The 13,468-nt window shown below is 70.9% G+C and carries 12 protein-coding genes; 2 read left to right on the forward strand and 10 right to left on the reverse strand.

What is annotated here, in order from left to right; all coding sequences use genetic code 11:
• Positions 1 to 2: 2 nt before the first annotated feature.
• On the reverse strand, positions 3 to 734 hold the full coding sequence (locus HY703_02555) for a transglycosylase SLT domain-containing protein (protein ID MBI4544058.1): 732 nt from the start codon (positions 732 to 734) through the stop codon (positions 3 to 5).
• Positions 735 to 1,293: 559 nt separating this feature from the next.
• Between HY703_02555 and HY703_02560 the strand changes: the two genes are divergently transcribed.
• A complete protein-coding gene (locus HY703_02560; GenBank protein ID MBI4544059.1) occupies positions 1,294 to 1,485 on the forward strand; it encodes an AbrB/MazE/SpoVT family DNA-binding domain-containing protein in 192 nt (63 codons plus the stop codon).
• 49 nt (positions 1,486 to 1,534) lie between these two features.
• Here the strand turns inward: HY703_02560 and HY703_02565 are convergent, their stop codons facing one another.
• Genes HY703_02565 through HY703_02605 form a run of 9 tightly spaced genes read right to left on the reverse strand, consistent with a single transcriptional unit; the run spans position 1,535 to position 12,334 of the window.
• Positions 1,535 to 2,962, reverse strand: coding sequence for an acyl-CoA reductase (locus HY703_02565; protein MBI4544060.1), 1,428 nt, complete (start codon positions 2,960 to 2,962; stop codon positions 1,535 to 1,537).
• A complete protein-coding gene (locus HY703_02570) occupies positions 2,959 to 4,092 on the reverse strand; it encodes a long-chain fatty acid--CoA ligase (protein ID MBI4544061.1) in 1,134 nt (377 codons plus the stop codon). Before HY703_02570 ends, HY703_02565 begins: the two co-directional genes overlap by 4 nt.
• A 32-nt stretch (positions 4,093 to 4,124) precedes the next feature.
• Positions 4,125 to 5,669 carry a thioredoxin domain-containing protein gene (locus tag HY703_02575; protein MBI4544062.1) on the reverse strand — a complete coding sequence of 515 codons (1,545 nt, stop codon included), beginning with the start codon at positions 5,667 to 5,669 and terminating at the stop codon, positions 4,125 to 4,127.
• An 8-nt stretch (positions 5,670 to 5,677) separates the two neighbouring features.
• Entirely contained in the window at positions 5,678 to 6,322 is a 645-nt protein-coding gene (locus HY703_02580; GenBank protein MBI4544063.1) for a DUF4390 domain-containing protein, read from the reverse strand.
• 2 nt (positions 6,323 to 6,324) lie between these two features.
• Positions 6,325 to 8,052 (reverse strand): BamA/TamA family outer membrane protein, encoded by a 1,728-nt coding sequence (locus tag HY703_02585; GenBank protein ID MBI4544064.1) that lies wholly within the window; start codon positions 8,050 to 8,052, stop codon positions 6,325 to 6,327.
• The gene (locus HY703_02590; GenBank protein ID MBI4544065.1) at positions 8,049 to 9,422 is read right to left on the reverse strand and encodes a sigma-54-dependent Fis family transcriptional regulator; all 1,374 of its coding nucleotides are present in this window, start codon (positions 9,420 to 9,422) and stop codon (positions 8,049 to 8,051) included. Before HY703_02590 ends, HY703_02585 begins: the two co-directional genes overlap by 4 nt.
• Positions 9,423 to 9,432: 10 nt before the next feature.
• On the reverse strand, positions 9,433 to 10,152 hold the full coding sequence (locus tag HY703_02595; GenBank protein ID MBI4544066.1) for a hypothetical protein: 720 nt from the start codon (positions 10,150 to 10,152) through the stop codon (positions 9,433 to 9,435).
• Complete coding sequence (locus HY703_02600) at positions 10,149 to 11,030, reverse strand: endonuclease/exonuclease/phosphatase family protein (GenBank protein ID MBI4544067.1); 882 nt, start codon at positions 11,028 to 11,030, stop codon at positions 10,149 to 10,151. The genes HY703_02595 and HY703_02600 overlap by 4 nt, the downstream gene beginning before the upstream one ends.
• Before the next feature lie 47 nt (positions 11,031 to 11,077).
• Entirely contained in the window at positions 11,078 to 12,334 is a 1,257-nt protein-coding gene (locus tag HY703_02605) for a hypothetical protein (protein ID MBI4544068.1), read from the reverse strand.
• Positions 12,335 to 12,719: 385 nt separating this feature from the next.
• Between HY703_02605 and HY703_02610 the strand changes: the two genes are divergently transcribed.
• A complete protein-coding gene (locus tag HY703_02610) occupies positions 12,720 to 13,457 on the forward strand; it encodes a hypothetical protein (protein ID MBI4544069.1) in 738 nt (245 codons plus the stop codon).
• Positions 13,458 to 13,468: the final 11 nt, after the last annotated feature.

Here is a 13,468-nt window from a genome sequence, read left to right on the forward strand (position 1 = left end):
GGCTAGGGCGCCGCGCCGAGGGTGGCCTGCGGCCGCAGCCAGGCGAGGATGCTGGCACGGCCGGCGCGGGCGTAGACGTGATCCGGGTAAGTGTGGCACTCTGGAGTGTTGGTGCCCCGGACGCACCCGTTGTAGCGAAGCAGCGCCCGCTCCACGTCCTGGCCCTCGGCCCGGAAGTAGTTGGCAAAGATGCTCGCGCCGTGGCAGATGTTGGGTTCCACCTCATCGAGACTGCTCGGGCAAGGCGGCCATTTCCCCCGGTGCTGCGGCATGACCTGCATGAGACCCCGGGCGCCAACCGGGCTGCGCGCCTGCGGGTCCAGCATGGGGTTCTCGACGAGCAGCACGGCCAGCAGCAGGCGCGGCTCGAGATCCAGACGATTGGCTTCCCGTGCCAGGGCCACGGCGATGCGGCGGGCCAGCATCGGGTCCTGCCGGTACTGGAGCAGAACGCGCTCGATCGGCGCGATCGTCAGCTTGTGGTACTCTTCGACCTCCGCCCAGAGGCGGTCTGCCCGCTGCGCTCGCTGTACGAGCTCCGTCAGCTTCGAGCCCGACAGCTCGGCCACGCCGTCGGCGGGAACGGCTGCGGCCGTGCCCGACGAGAGTGTCGCCACGAACGCCGCCACCATCAACAGCAGCAATCCGAGCAGGTAAGGAAGCCAACGCTGCCGCATCGTCGGACCGACCGCCAACCGGATGATCGTCCAGGCGAACTTCAGCCGCTGTTCCATGTTCGTGTCCCCCTCGATGGTGCCCTACGGCAGTCTAGAGGACGCCGACCGGATCGGCGCGGTGTGTGGTGCAAACACCGTACCTCGCGCGCTGCTCGGATTGTGGATAACTCTCGAAACCCGCTCTCCTGACTTGCGATTCGTGCGCTGGCCGGCCGCCGGAACCGCGCGCCGCCGGCCTGTACCGGCCTCCTCTTACCCCGGATGTTCCGGATGGATCACTGGTTTCCGGAACGAAACGTTACTGGTGTGCCCCGCAGCTCGCTCGGTCGCGAGGACAGAACCACGTACCCGCTCCCGCTCCCACTCCCGTTCGCCGAGCTCTATCTCGGCGGCTCGTCACACGAGAATTGCGAGCGGGAGGGGGAGCGGGCACGGGTACGGGTACGGGTACGGGTACGGGGAACAGCCATGGTGGAAGCAGCGTTCCTCGGTTCCGCGCCCGCCTGACGCGCCGCGTCGGCTTGCAGCTTACGCGTAACCGCAATAAAATGAAGCAGGTTCCGCTACTTGCGGTGCATCCCTCGCTGTACGACCCATCCCGGGGGGCGCCATGGCAATGTTCCGAACATTGTATTACGGAGATGTTACCGTCGGTGTCGGCGGGCGGATCACCATCCCCCAGGAGATCCGGGACGACCTGGGGATCCAGGAGGGGGACATGCTGACCGTTCGGGTCGAGGAGAGCCCGACGCGCACCCGGCAGATGGTGATGTGGCGCGCGGCGCCGCCGCCGGAGGAATCGGAGTAGCTAGCTTAGCTAAACGGTCCGGGGTGCTGCCCCCAGCGGCGGAGTTCGATCACCAACCTGTCTCCCCTTCATCCCCCTCGAGATCGATCCAGCGGACGAGCTCGCGCAGCGGCTCGTGCCCGTCGTGGTGCCACTCCGGCGGCGGCCATGGCATCTGCGCGAGGCCCGTGACCCGGGAAGCGCCCAGGCGGCCGAGCTGCTCGGCCAGCGCTTGCCGCTGCTGCGGCTCCAGTCCCGCAACGCCGACCGTTTGCAGGAATGCGGCATAGGGCCGCACCAGGGGCACGACTTCTTCCGCTGCGGCCACGGGCTTGACGCGCACCAGGCGATTCAGGCAGGAGGGCGCGAAATTCGGGTCGGCCTCGTACAGCACCGTATATTCGGTCCCGGGGCTGGCCTCGATTCTGATGTCCTGGCCGGCCAGGGCGCGGAACTCGGCGGTCGCGCGGATCTCGTGGATCTGCGCGGCCTCGGCCGCGCTCAGCCGCCCGCGTGGCAGCTCGCGCTCGAGCGTGCCCAGCTCGAGGGCCAGGCGGGCGGCGAACTGCTCGGGCGAATGCTGGCCGCCCTGCTCGACATACAGCAGGTGGGGCGAGACACACCCCTGCTGGTCGAACGCGGCTACCGCGGCCGCCGCTTGCGCGGCGACCCGGCCGAGCGCCGGCTCCGCGAGTGCAGTGCGTCCCACGACCCCGAAGGAGAAGCGCGGCCCGTGGATCACCAGGCTGGTGGGCGGCGCGATCTGCCGGCGCACGGCTGCCACGGCATCCGCAGCGCCGTAGACAATGACCGTGTCCGCCGCTCGCAACGCTTCCGCCTCGCCCTCCGCGGCGCCGCCGGGCCAGTAGGTGACGGCGAGGCATTGGGCGAGGCGGGGCGCCACATCCTCGAGCGCGCGGGCGAACAGGACGGGGAGCAGCGGCTCACCTGAAGCCGTCTTGCCCAGGATGGCGGCTTTGACCAGCAGGCAGCGGATCAGCGCGGTTACGGCCACGCCGGGCACGTTCCCGGCGAAGATATGGAATGCCAGCTCGGGACCGAGCGCGCGGGCGGCGCCGCGCCCGTGCGGGCGGGGCCGGAAGCCGTCGAGCAGGGCGGCGTCGCCCAGCTCGTTGCGGAGCAGAGCCTCGAGCGCTGGCGCGCGCCAATCCTCGAGCGCGCGATCCAGCACCAGCCGAAGCATGGCAGGGGAGTAGCCCGTGACGGCGGGCATCGCCTGCTCGGCGAGCGCGCGCCGTGGATCGCCTGGACGGGAGAGCAGTGCTGCAGCCGCATCCACGGCGCGCACTATCTCGGCCACCGGCAGCTCGGCCAGGAAGCGGGCGCGGGCGCGTCGCAGCTTCTCGATCAGCCGCGCCATGGCAGACGCATCCAGTACCGGCGTGCGTAGGGGCACACCGCCGAACTCGAGAATCTGCCAGCCGGGGATGTCGGCGCTCTTCAGGCCCGGCAGGTGAAACGCGTCGATGGGCGTCATGGCCCCTCTCCGCGCAGCGCGCCGAGCAGCAGGTCCATGGCCATCGAGCAGCCGCGGGGCGGAGCGCCCAGGGCGCGGCCGAGCAACAGGAAGCCGTCTTCCCGCTCGACGCCCACGTCTTCGGTCTGGATGGCCAGAACCGAGCCGAAATTGGCCAGGTCGAAGTGGCGGAGCAATCCGGCGCGGCCGGCGGGAAGCGGCCCGAGTGTTTCGGGATCGACCACGCAGGTGCGCACCCACGGCGGCGGCACCTTGCGCCGGTCCCGCACGGCGCGACCCTGCACTCGAGCCCGCAGCACAGTGTCATAGAACTGCGAGCACATCTCGGTCATGCCGTACTCGTTCACGCAGTCCTCGGGGGCGAGCCCCAGCAGCGAGGCGTACAGCGAGAGCATCTCCGCCGGGGCCACTTGCCGCGCCTGACCTTTGAAGCCGCCGGTGTCCATGAGCCGCGAGCCCGGCGGCAGACGGTAGTGCTGCCCGCGCTCGCGCAGCGCATCGGCCCAATGGGCGAAGGCCAGCACCGTTCCCACCAGGCACACCGGCCGGCCCTCTTGCTCGGCCCCGCGCAACGCCGCATCTAGCACATCATGCTGTATCCCGGACGCCGCCGCCGCGAAGTACCCGCTCCCCATCGCGCCGAACCGCTCGATCACGACCTGCACCATGTGGGACAGCGAAGAATCCGGCAGCTCGACGGGTGGTGGGACGAGCGAGAGGAACACGAGCTCGGCGCCGTCTGGCAACACGTACGCCTCGAAGCCGGCCAGCAGGGCGCCGTGGTACACGGAAAGATCCGGAATGAAGTGACGTCCGCGCCGTTCCGGGCCCCGCGTCGTCCCACTGGTGCGAAACACGGCTTGGGCGGCATCGGCGCGGCCACTGACCAGCTCGACCTCCTTGAAGGCCGCGCTGGGCACAGCAGGAATCTCACTCCAGTGCCCCACGTTTTCGGGAGTCCGGCCACGGCGCCGGCAGTAGGCCGCATAGGGCGCGTTCGTGCAGAACTGGAGCTCGAAAACGCGGCGGGCGAGATCGTCAAACGCAGCATCAGCGAAAGGCTGGTCGACACCGCGCTGGAAGCGGCGCAGCAGCTCGTCGCGCAGCACCCTGACTTGCGGCTCGGCCATCGCTCCCGCGCCGGCGGATGGGAACGTCCCCCTCAGCGTCCCGCCAGTGCCCCAGCCGGGTCGAAGAACTCCTCGACGGCCAGCGCGAAGCTGGCGCCCGCCACGCCGTACCGACCGGCGACCGGCGAGAGGGGAGCGAGCACTCTCTCGGCCATGCCCCGATAGCTGCGCTCGCCCGTGGCGAGCGCCAGATGGATCAGCATGCGGGCAGCGGTGGCGTTCACGTCGAAGGGACAGTCCCGGTAGCGGAGCGCGCCCACATCATCGCTGCTGCGCGTGTGGTCGAGGAACCCGCCCTCATCGGCCCAGAGGGCTGCTGCCATGCCGCCGGCAAGGCGGCGCGCCTGGTCGATGAACCGGCGGTCGCCGGCCGCCTGCGCCACCTGCATACAGGCGCGGGCCGCCTCGACCAGGTCCACGAGCAGCCCGGGCATGGCCGGCGGGCTGCCCGGCTCCTGGAAGTGGTGGAGCAGGTCGCCCGGCGCAGCCATGCGCGCCAGCAAGACCTCGAGTGCGGAAGCGGCGCGCTCGATCCACGCCTCACGACCCAGGCGCGCGCCCGCATCGGCCAGAGCGCCGATCCAGTGCGCAGCCCAATTCGTGTACGTGCTGGGATCCACGTAAGGCGCAGGCCGCCCGGCGCGCTCCCCGGCCGACAGGCGAAAATACTCCTCGTCCGCCGCCTGGCTGCCACCCCAAAGCCCGTGCGGCTGGCCCAGCGTACGCTCGACCCATTCCCCGGTGCGCTCCGCGACGCCGGCCCAGTCGCTGCGCCGAAGCAACTGCGCGCCCAGTGAATAGGCCCGCAGCATCCCTGCATTGACATCCAGCAACTTCTCGAAGCGCGGTTCGCCCCAGTCCGCTGCCAGCGCATAGCGGAAGAACCCACCCGCTGCATGGTCCCACAGTTGGCCGGCGATCATGCCATCGAGGGTGCGGCTGGCAACCTCGATCCACTCCTGGTTGCCCGCACGTATGCCCCGGACGAGCAGCAGCTCGATGGTGTGCGGCTGCGGAAATTTCGGCTCCGTGCCGAACCCGCCATGGCGCGCGTCGAAGGCGTCCAGGGCCGCAGTCAGCACGTCGTCAGCCGCCTCGCGGCGCACCAGGCCCACCGCCGGCCGCCGCGAGCGTGCCGCCGCCAGCGCCTTGCGCCGCCGCTCGATCTCGAGCTGCAGCTCGTCGCGCTGCCCGCGCCAGGCCGCCAGCACCCCCTCGGCTACCGAGCGGAACGCCTCCGGCGCCACATAGTTCCCCGCCCACAACACCTCGCCGGTCGGCGTCAGGAACGCGTTCGTCGGCCAGCCACCGGCGCTGTAGCGGTCCCGGACGTGCGGATAGCGGTCCGCGTCCACGCGCAGCGCCAGGAACTGCTCATTCAGGAGGCGGATGATGGCGGCATCCGAATAGGTCGTCTCGTCCATGAGCTGGCAGGCGCGGCACCACACGGCGCTCAGATTCAGCAGCACCGGCTTGTCCTGCTGCGCCGCCTCTTCGAGGGCGGCCCGGCCCCAGTTCTGCCAGTGCACCTGGTGAGCGCGGTTCGGCCGCGGCGAGAAGCGGAACGTTTCCGTCATGCGCTCGCTTACCCCACCGCAAACCATTCGCTCCTCGCCTCGTAGCGCCGCGCGGGCAGCCCCAGCACGCGGATCAGCACGCGCTTCAGCCCCTGACTCACGGCGCCCGGCACGGACCGCTCGCCGCGCACGGCCGGACGCAGCTCGCCCTTCAGCCAGTGCTGCAGTTCCTCGAGATCCGAGAGGGACAGCGTCTCGACCTCGAGGCTGGCGGTATAGTAATGCCGGCCGGAGCGCGACGGCCGCAGGTCAAGCGGCTGCGGCGCCTCCAGCGTGGAGCGGGCGTCGTCGTAGCTGGAGAAGTAGTAGCTGGCCGAGGGGCTGGCCCGGGTCCTCACCATGAACCGGCCGTCCAGCGGCTCGTAGAGCACGATTGCCGTCCAGCTCTCGGTGCCCGCGAGCTGATCGAAGAAGCCGTCCCGCCACAGCTCGACCCGGAAGCGCAGCCGGAGCGGCAAACCGGAGGTCACGGCCTGCGCCAGATCGCGGTCCTCGAGCACGGCGCGGCCCACGCGCAGCACCGCGCGATGCCCTGCGCCCGGATCGCTCACCACTTCCAGCGCGGGCGCCTGCAGCGGCGGTAGGAATGCCGGCGTCGTGGCAGCGCCATCGGCACCGGCCAGTGCGAAGGCGAGCAGCAGACTACCCGGCACGTTCAGAACCGCGGACCGAGTCGGACGAAGAAGTTCAGCCCCTGGCCGCTGCCGGCAAGGGGGATCGCCCAGTAGAACCCCAGCCGCCCCAGCCGCAACCCGAGCCCCGCATCGGCGGCGAAGTCGCTCGGCCCGGCACCCCGTCCACTACGCGCCTCCGGTTCCGTCCAGGCACGCCCCGCATCAAAGAAGAGCACCCAGCCGAAGGTGTCGCCCAGGTCCAGCTCGTGGCCCAGGCGCAGCGGGCCTAGCCTGCGGGGCATGGGCAGCGTCGCCTGGTACTCGAGCTGCACCAGCGCCAGGCGGTCGCAGCCGTAGAAGGGGTAGAATTCCTCATCGCCGGCACTGGCCGAACGGCGGCGCGCGCCGCAATCGAAGGAGAGGAGCGCATAGGCAGGCAGCGAGCCTTCTCCGCCCAGCGCGTGCTGCCGTTGCGGCGGCAGCGCTTTGCCGTCCAGCGAGCCGGCCAGCAGCGCTCGCACTCCCAGCTTCGAGCGCGGCCCCATGCGCGCATAGCGCCGCAGGTCGAGCAGCCCGTCCAGAAAATGGTCGTTCGCCGGCCGGTCCTCGAAGATCGGCTCCCCCGTGGCCGGGTCCGGCCCTAGTTCTTGCCGGAGTGAGCCGCCCAAGCCGCGCTCCAGCCTGGCGCGCACGTACCACCCCGCGGATGGGTCCGCCCCCTGGTTCCGCGTGTCGTACGCCAGCCGTGCAGCCAAGCTGCGCAGCCGCCCCTCCGCCACTGCCGGCTGCGGCCGCCACTCCTCGTCATTGTCCACCAGCGCCCAGGGCCCGCGGGCCGCCAGCATCTCGTGACGCTCCTCGGCGTATTCCAGCGAGGCGTCGTAGGAGCGGCCGCGCGGGGCGAGCCGCAGGTAGGCGCTCCAGCCGACGCGCTGGTAATGGTCGCGGTAGTCGCGGTGCAGCAGGAAGGTGGCCAGCGAGTTCTCCCGGTCGCTCAATCCCCAATCTTCGATGGGCAGGGTCTCCGAATGCAGGATCAGCCCCAGCCGCGCGGCGCGGCGGCCGCCCAGGAACTGCTCGCCGCGCAGGGTATAGCCGAGCTCGTCCGAGTCCAGCCGCAGCCCGGCCACCGTGCGGTAGATGAGCAGCGCCTCGAGCCGCGTCGGATTCGAGCCGCCCAGCGTGAGGCGGGGACCGAAGGTCACCGGCAAACCCTCGACGCGGTTGTAGCCGCGGCGAGCGATCACAGTGAAATCCGTGCGGCCGAACGTGAAGTCGCGGCCCGCGGAGATCCCGGGCTCACCCGGCCGCGGGTCCTGGGCGACGATGCTGCCGTCCTGCAGCCGGAAGCGGAGCGGCTCGCCGAAAATGGAGACCGTGCCGCCGACGGCCGCGTTCTCCAGGCCCCTGGCACCGCCGCCCACTACCAGCAGGTCGCCCGTGATTTCGGCGCCGGATTCGAGCTGCACGTTGCCATTGATGACTACCACGCGGCCCCGCACTCGACCGCCCAACACGAACGGCCCGCCCAACACGGCAACGTCGCCCAACACCTCGCTGCCCGGCGCCAGCCGGGAGGCGCCCGCCAGCCGGATGGTGGCCGGGCGGTTGTAGAACTCGACGATCTCGAAGGCGATCTCGGCCGAGAGTTCCGGCTCAGCGGCCGCCTTCTCCTGCGCGGCCGCCGGCAGGGCCGCGCCCATCAGGGCCGCGGCCGCCAGCCGGAGTGTTCGACCCGGCGGGCGGTGGGAGAGTAGTGACCTGGTCATGGTGTGATCCCTAGCCGCTTCATGCGGCGGTACAGGTTGGGCCGGTCCGTCTTCAGCCGGCGGGCCGCCTCGGCCACGCGGCCGCCGGCCGCGTCCATGGCCTCGAGGATGAGCTGCCGCTCGAAGGCGTCCAGCCGCGAGTGCAGTGGCTGGGCGCCATCGCCGGCGGGCACGGCATCGCCCCGGCTGCTGCTGGCGCCGGCCGTGGCCGCGCCTGGCAAGGCGGCCGCCATCGCCTCGGCGCCGACCCTGCCCGCCGGGAACAGGATGGCAAGCCGCTCGCAGAGGTTGGCGAGCTCCCGGACATTTCCCGGCCAGTGGTAGGCCCGGAGCTGCTGCAGCGCGCCCTCTTCGAGCGTTGGCAGCGTGAGCCCGTGCCGCAGTTGCAGTCGCTGGCGGAAATGCGCGACCAGCTCTGCAAGGTCCTCGAGGTGCTCGCGCAGCGGAGGCAGCGCTATGGGGAAGACGTGCAGCCGGTAGAAGAGGTCCTCGCGGAAGCGGCCGGCCTCCATTTCGGCCTTGAGCTCGCGATTGGTCGCGGCAATCACCCGCACGTCCACCGGGATCGCCTCGCTGCCGCCCACCCGCTCGATCGTCCCCAGCTCGACGACGCGCAGCAGCTTGGCTTGCGCCTCGCGTCCGAGGTCGGCGATCTCGTCCAGGAAGAGCGTGCCGCTGTCCGCGATCTCGAAGCGGCCGCGGCGGCGTTCGGTTGCACCGGTGAAGGCGCCGCGCTCGTGGCCGAACATCTCCGACTCGACCAGTTCGTGGGGTACGGCCGCGCTGTTCACGCGCACGAACGGCCCGGCGGCACGGCGCGAGAGGGCGTGCACGGCTGCGGCCGCCAGCTCCTTCCCCGTCCCGCTCTCGCCCGTCAGCAGCACCCGCGCATCCGTCGGCGCGACCTGCGCGATCAGCTCCCGGGTGCGGCGCATGGCCGGGCTCGAGCCGACCAGCTCGCCGCCTGCGCCCAGGTCTGCGGCCAGGGTTCGGCTGAGATCCCGGGCGCGGCGCAGCTCGAGCGCGCTCCTAACCGTGAGCAGCACGGCTTCGGGGGTCAGCGGCTTCTCGAGGAAATGGAACGCGCCCAGCTTGGTCGCCTGCACGGCATCGCCGAGGGTGGCTCGCCCGCTCATCATGATCACGGGCAGCTCGGGGCACTCCTGCCGCAGCTGCCGCAGCACGCGCATCCCGTCCGGGTCGGGCATGGCCAGGTCGAGCAGTACGACGTCCGGTTCCTGCGCCGCCACGGCCGCGAGCGCCGCCGCGCCGTCCCCCGCCTGCTCCGCGCGGTACCCCTCGGACTCGAGAAGCCTGAGCAGCATGCGCCGGATGTTCGGCTCGTCATCCACGACCAGGACGGCGGGCATGGGCCAGCCCTCAGCGCTGGACGATCAGTCGGGCCAGAACGGAGCCGCGTTCGCCGGAGAGCAGCCGGGCGGTCTGGCAACGCACGCGCAACTGCGGGCCGTAGAAGAGGCGCATGCCCGCTCGGCTCGCCGCCGCCCGCTCCTGTTCCCCCGCGCAGGCCGCTACATCCTCGAAGGGCGGCCGCAGCAGCGCGGCTACGCTGTCGCCGGCAGCGGGGTCGGCTAGCTGCACGGCCAGCACCACGGCCGCCTCGTTCATGACGTCCGTCGCCACGTAGGAAAGCAGAGCCCGCATAGCCGCCCGCACGTCCGCGGCCGAATCCACGCGCACCGCGAGCAGGTCCAGGAAACGGCTCTTGTCCACGCGGTAGAGGGCGTCGTGCACCGCCAGCCGCCGCTCGGGCGCAACCGTGAGCCATATGGTAGTATCGCCCACCGGCGTCCCCGCCAGGAAGGCCAGGGAGACGGACCCCGCGGCACCCGGCCCACTCAGCTCGAGTCCCACCTGATCCGCGACCTGCGCGAACCAGGTGCTGTCTGCCGTGGCCGCGAGCAGCACGAGCCGCGCCTCCGCGGCCCGGATCTGCCCGGCCACAGCGCTGGCTGGTGCACCCTTCCCCGCGTCCAGCGCCAGTGTCGCGTACTCGACGGGGCCCGGGCCGCCCAGCCGCACGGCACAGCCCAGCAGCAGGAGCGCCGGCAGGAACCGGGAGAGATGGCGAACGTTCATCGATCCTCGCGCGGAATGTGGAGAAGTAGCAGGAGCGGCCGGTGGTCCGAAGCCGCACTGGCCACTACGCTGGCCTCGCGGCAGCCGGCGCCGCGGTAGAACAGGTAATCGATCCTGCGCTCCGGCACGCTCGCCGGATAGGTGGCCCCCCCGCCCCCACCGCCGCGCCCGCACTCGACCCAGCCGTCCACCAGCGCCAGCTCCAGTGCGGCCACTTCGTCCGTGCCAGGATGCGTGTTCAGGTCGCCGCCGACCACCACGGGGGCTGCCCCGGCTACGCCCCGCCGGACGTGCGCAAGCAATCCCACCAGCTCCTGCCGCCGGTAGGTGCCCGCCTGCAGCGGATCCAGGTGCGTGTTGATCACGTCCAGCAAGCCGCCCGGCGTTGCGATACGGACGTGGAGCGCCGCCCTGGGCTCGACGGCTCCACCCGCCCGGGGCTGCGGCGGCTCGACGGCCAGCGGCACAACGCTGTCCCAAGCGACGGGCCAACGCGAGAGCAACGCGATCCCGTACTCGCCGCCCTGATAGTCGAGGGTACGGCCGAAGACCCCGTGCAGCCCCGTAAGCCGCTCAAGTTCCGCCAGTTGGTCCACGTCCTGGGAGCGTGCCGTCCGCCGGTCGACCTCCTGCAGCAACACGATGTCCGCCGCCACGGAATCCAGCACCGCGGCCACGCGTTCCAGGTTCGGCGCACCGCCGGCGTCTTTCCCCGCGTGAATGTTGTACGTGACGACGCGGATGGGGATGGCATGGTCGAGCGCTCTTGATCCCGTTACCGATCCTGATCCCGTGCCCGCCGGACCCAGCGCGCCCGAGCACGCCAGCGCAAGCGCAGCGAAGCCCAGGGCGAAGCGTCCGCTTCCATCACGCGCCATGCAGCCAGAAGCGACAGTGCGCGGGGAGGGCGCTGAGGGCCAGGGGCTCATACGCCCGCCGGCGTCAGCCCCGCTGCCGCCGGCAGCCGGAGCACGAATTCGGCGCCCCCGCCCGTACGGTTGCGCGCCTCGATCCCGCCGCCGTGCGCGGCCACAGTCTTGCGTACCAGCGCGAGACCGAGCCCGGTCCCGCGCGACTTGGTGGTGAAGTCGGGCTCGAAGATGCGCTCCCCTGCCCCATCCGGCAGTCCGGGACCCGTGTCGCCGATCACGATCTCGATCCACACCTCCTCCTGACCCTGCCCTCCAGGCGGCAGCACGGAGACACGAACCTCGATTTCCCGGCGCTCCCTGCCGGCTACCGCTTCCACGGCATTGCGCAGCAGGTTGCGCATCGTCCGTACGAGCGCCTCGTAATGGCCCTCGACGAGCGGCAGCTCGGGCGGCGAGTGGAGCGCCGCTGCGACGCCGGGCGGCACATCGCTGGCCAGCAGTGAACCGAGCAGCTCCTTCAGGTCCACGGCGCTGCGCGGACCGGCCGGCGGCCGGCCCAGCTCGGCGAACTCGCGTGCCAGCTCCTCGAGCCGCGCGCTCTCTTCCTGGATGACCGTGATCGGCTCGCGTAGCTCGGCCACAGCCGGAGCCGCGCGGCTCAGCCGGTGCGCGGCCAGATGCAAGGGCGTGAGCGGGTTCTTCATCTCGTGGGCCACGCGCCTTGCCATTTCGCCCCAGACGCGCAGGCGCTCCGCCTCGAGGGCGCGGCGCCGTGCCGCTGCCAGCTCCGCCGCAGTCCGGCGCAATGCCTCGCGCAGCACGCGTACTTCCCGCACCTCGCGGCGCTCGTGCGGCCCTGCCGCCGGCAGCGCTTCCTCTCGGGACAGCCGCTCCGCCCAATCGACCAGTTCGGCGATCGGCTGAGCCAGCTCCTGGGCAAGCCGTCGGCTGACCGCCAGGGCAGCCAGCGCGAGCACCACGGCGAGCCCCACCGCCAGCAGCGGCAGGATGGCGGTCAGACGCTGACCCAGAAAGGACCAGCGCCGGGCAAGCAGCAGTGAGGAGGAAAGCTCTTCCCGGTGGCGCGCCAGCGCTGTGGCCAGCTCCGGATCCGGCCGGATGGAATCCGCAGCCTGGAATACCGCTCGGCCGGTCTCCGCCACGTACCCCCAGGGACCGAGCGTGCCCACCCATTCCAGGGAGCGGGTCCAGGACCAGGTAGCCAGGCCGAGTACGCCCAATGCCGGCACGAGGGCGAGCAGGAACAGCCAGCCGAACAGGCGGCGCTCGAGGCTCCGGCGGGGCAGCATGGACGGCGCTCCGCGGCTGCGTTCCCTTGACATGTCCGCGCCGCCGTGTTTACCTTGCACAACGCGGCACTACCAACCGGCTCTTTTCCGCGCGCCCGCGCGAACGAGAGCGCCGACCCGACACAGGTCGGCCACGTCGTAGTCCCAACCGGGCATGCTTTTTCTCAGCTCGACAACGCTCCTGCGGCGCAGCTCCATCCACCGTGCGCTCCTGGACGCCACCCGCTCCGCCGGCGCGTGTGCCCGCTCGCCGCAGGCATACCGGATGCATACCAGGCGATCGGAGGCAGGCAAGCTCTCCGTCGCAAGGTAGACGCAGGAGGGTCCCCCGAGCAAGACGGGCCCTGCGTCGGGCCATTGCGCTGCAGGCCCAGGGAGGCAAGCCATGATCCTGCCGAACGTGCGCGAGTCGTTCGGCCGTGCGGAAGCTCAATTCGTACTCGACCTGCTCGCCCGCGGAGACGAGAAGGTGTGGGAGCGCGAAGAGGAGCGCCTGCGCGAGGAAGGCTTCGACGCCCTGCTGGACGATCCGCGCTCGTACAACGCGCTCATGGCGGCGGCCGGCGTGAGCGTCTCGTCTGCGCCGCTCGTCTTTTACATGCTGGTGCGCCACGCGCTCCTCGAAGGCGGCATGGGTGATCGTTCACTGGCCGACTACCTCGCCGCTCTGCTGCTCAACTTCGGCGAGCGCGGCCGCGCCCACAGAATCGAGGAGGCCGATCACGAAAGCTTCCACTACCTGGTGGAAATTGTGGAAGCGATCGAATCGGCACGCGGCCGGCGCGCGTTCTTGCTGCATGCGCATCTGGGCAACTTTGCCCTCTGGCTCAGCGGTCTCTTCCCCGACGCCATTACGGCGCGGGTGCAGCGCAGAGGCGCGCCCGGCCTCGAGTATTATGAAGAGCTCGGCGCCACCGGCTTCCGTCTGGCGGCGGATTGCACGCATGCCGGAAGCTTCGGCTTGGACCGGGTTTACAAGCGCTGCGCAGAGAGTTTCCAGGACCTGCGGATCTCGCTCAACCGCATCGCGGACCGGTACCTGTTCCCGAACCGGGGCGACCCGATCGAGCGACTGCTGCGCCAGGTTGCGGACCGGTTCCGGCCGCCTGCGCAGCAGAATTGAGGGAGCCGTAC

The organism is Gemmatimonadota bacterium, from assembly GCA_016209965.1.
Lineage (GTDB): Bacteria > Gemmatimonadota > Gemmatimonadetes > Longimicrobiales > RSA9 > JACQVE01.

Bases quoted from the DNA above. Each gene is read 5' to 3' on its own strand.
- HY703_02585 (MBI4544064.1), bottom strand. From the start codon at position 8,052: ATGACCAGGTCACTACTCTCCCACCGCCCGCCGGGTCGAACACTCCGG.
- HY703_02600 (MBI4544067.1), bottom strand. From the start codon at position 11,030: ATGGCGCGTGATGGAAGCGGACGCTTCGCCCTGGGCTTCGCTGCGCTT.
- HY703_02590 (MBI4544065.1), bottom strand. From the start codon at position 9,422: ATGCCCGCCGTCCTGGTCGTGGATGACGAGCCGAACATCCGGCGCATG.
- HY703_02565 (MBI4544060.1), bottom strand. From the start codon at position 2,962: ATGACGCCCATCGACGCGTTTCACCTGCCGGGCCTGAAGAGCGCCGAC.
- HY703_02610 (MBI4544069.1), top strand. From the start codon at position 12,720: ATGATCCTGCCGAACGTGCGCGAGTCGTTCGGCCGTGCGGAAGCTCAA.
- HY703_02560 (MBI4544059.1), top strand. From the start codon at position 1,294: ATGTTCCGAACATTGTATTACGGAGATGTTACCGTCGGTGTCGGCGGG.
- HY703_02570 (MBI4544061.1), bottom strand. From the start codon at position 4,092: ATGGCCGAGCCGCAAGTCAGGGTGCTGCGCGACGAGCTGCTGCGCCGC.
- HY703_02555 (MBI4544058.1), bottom strand. From the start codon at position 734: ATGGAACAGCGGCTGAAGTTCGCCTGGACGATCATCCGGTTGGCGGTC.
- HY703_02605 (MBI4544068.1), bottom strand. From the start codon at position 12,334: ATGCTGCCCCGCCGGAGCCTCGAGCGCCGCCTGTTCGGCTGGCTGTTC.
- HY703_02595 (MBI4544066.1), bottom strand. From the start codon at position 10,152: ATGAACGTTCGCCATCTCTCCCGGTTCCTGCCGGCGCTCCTGCTGCTG.
- HY703_02575 (MBI4544062.1), bottom strand. From the start codon at position 5,669: ATGACGGAAACGTTCCGCTTCTCGCCGCGGCCGAACCGCGCTCACCAG.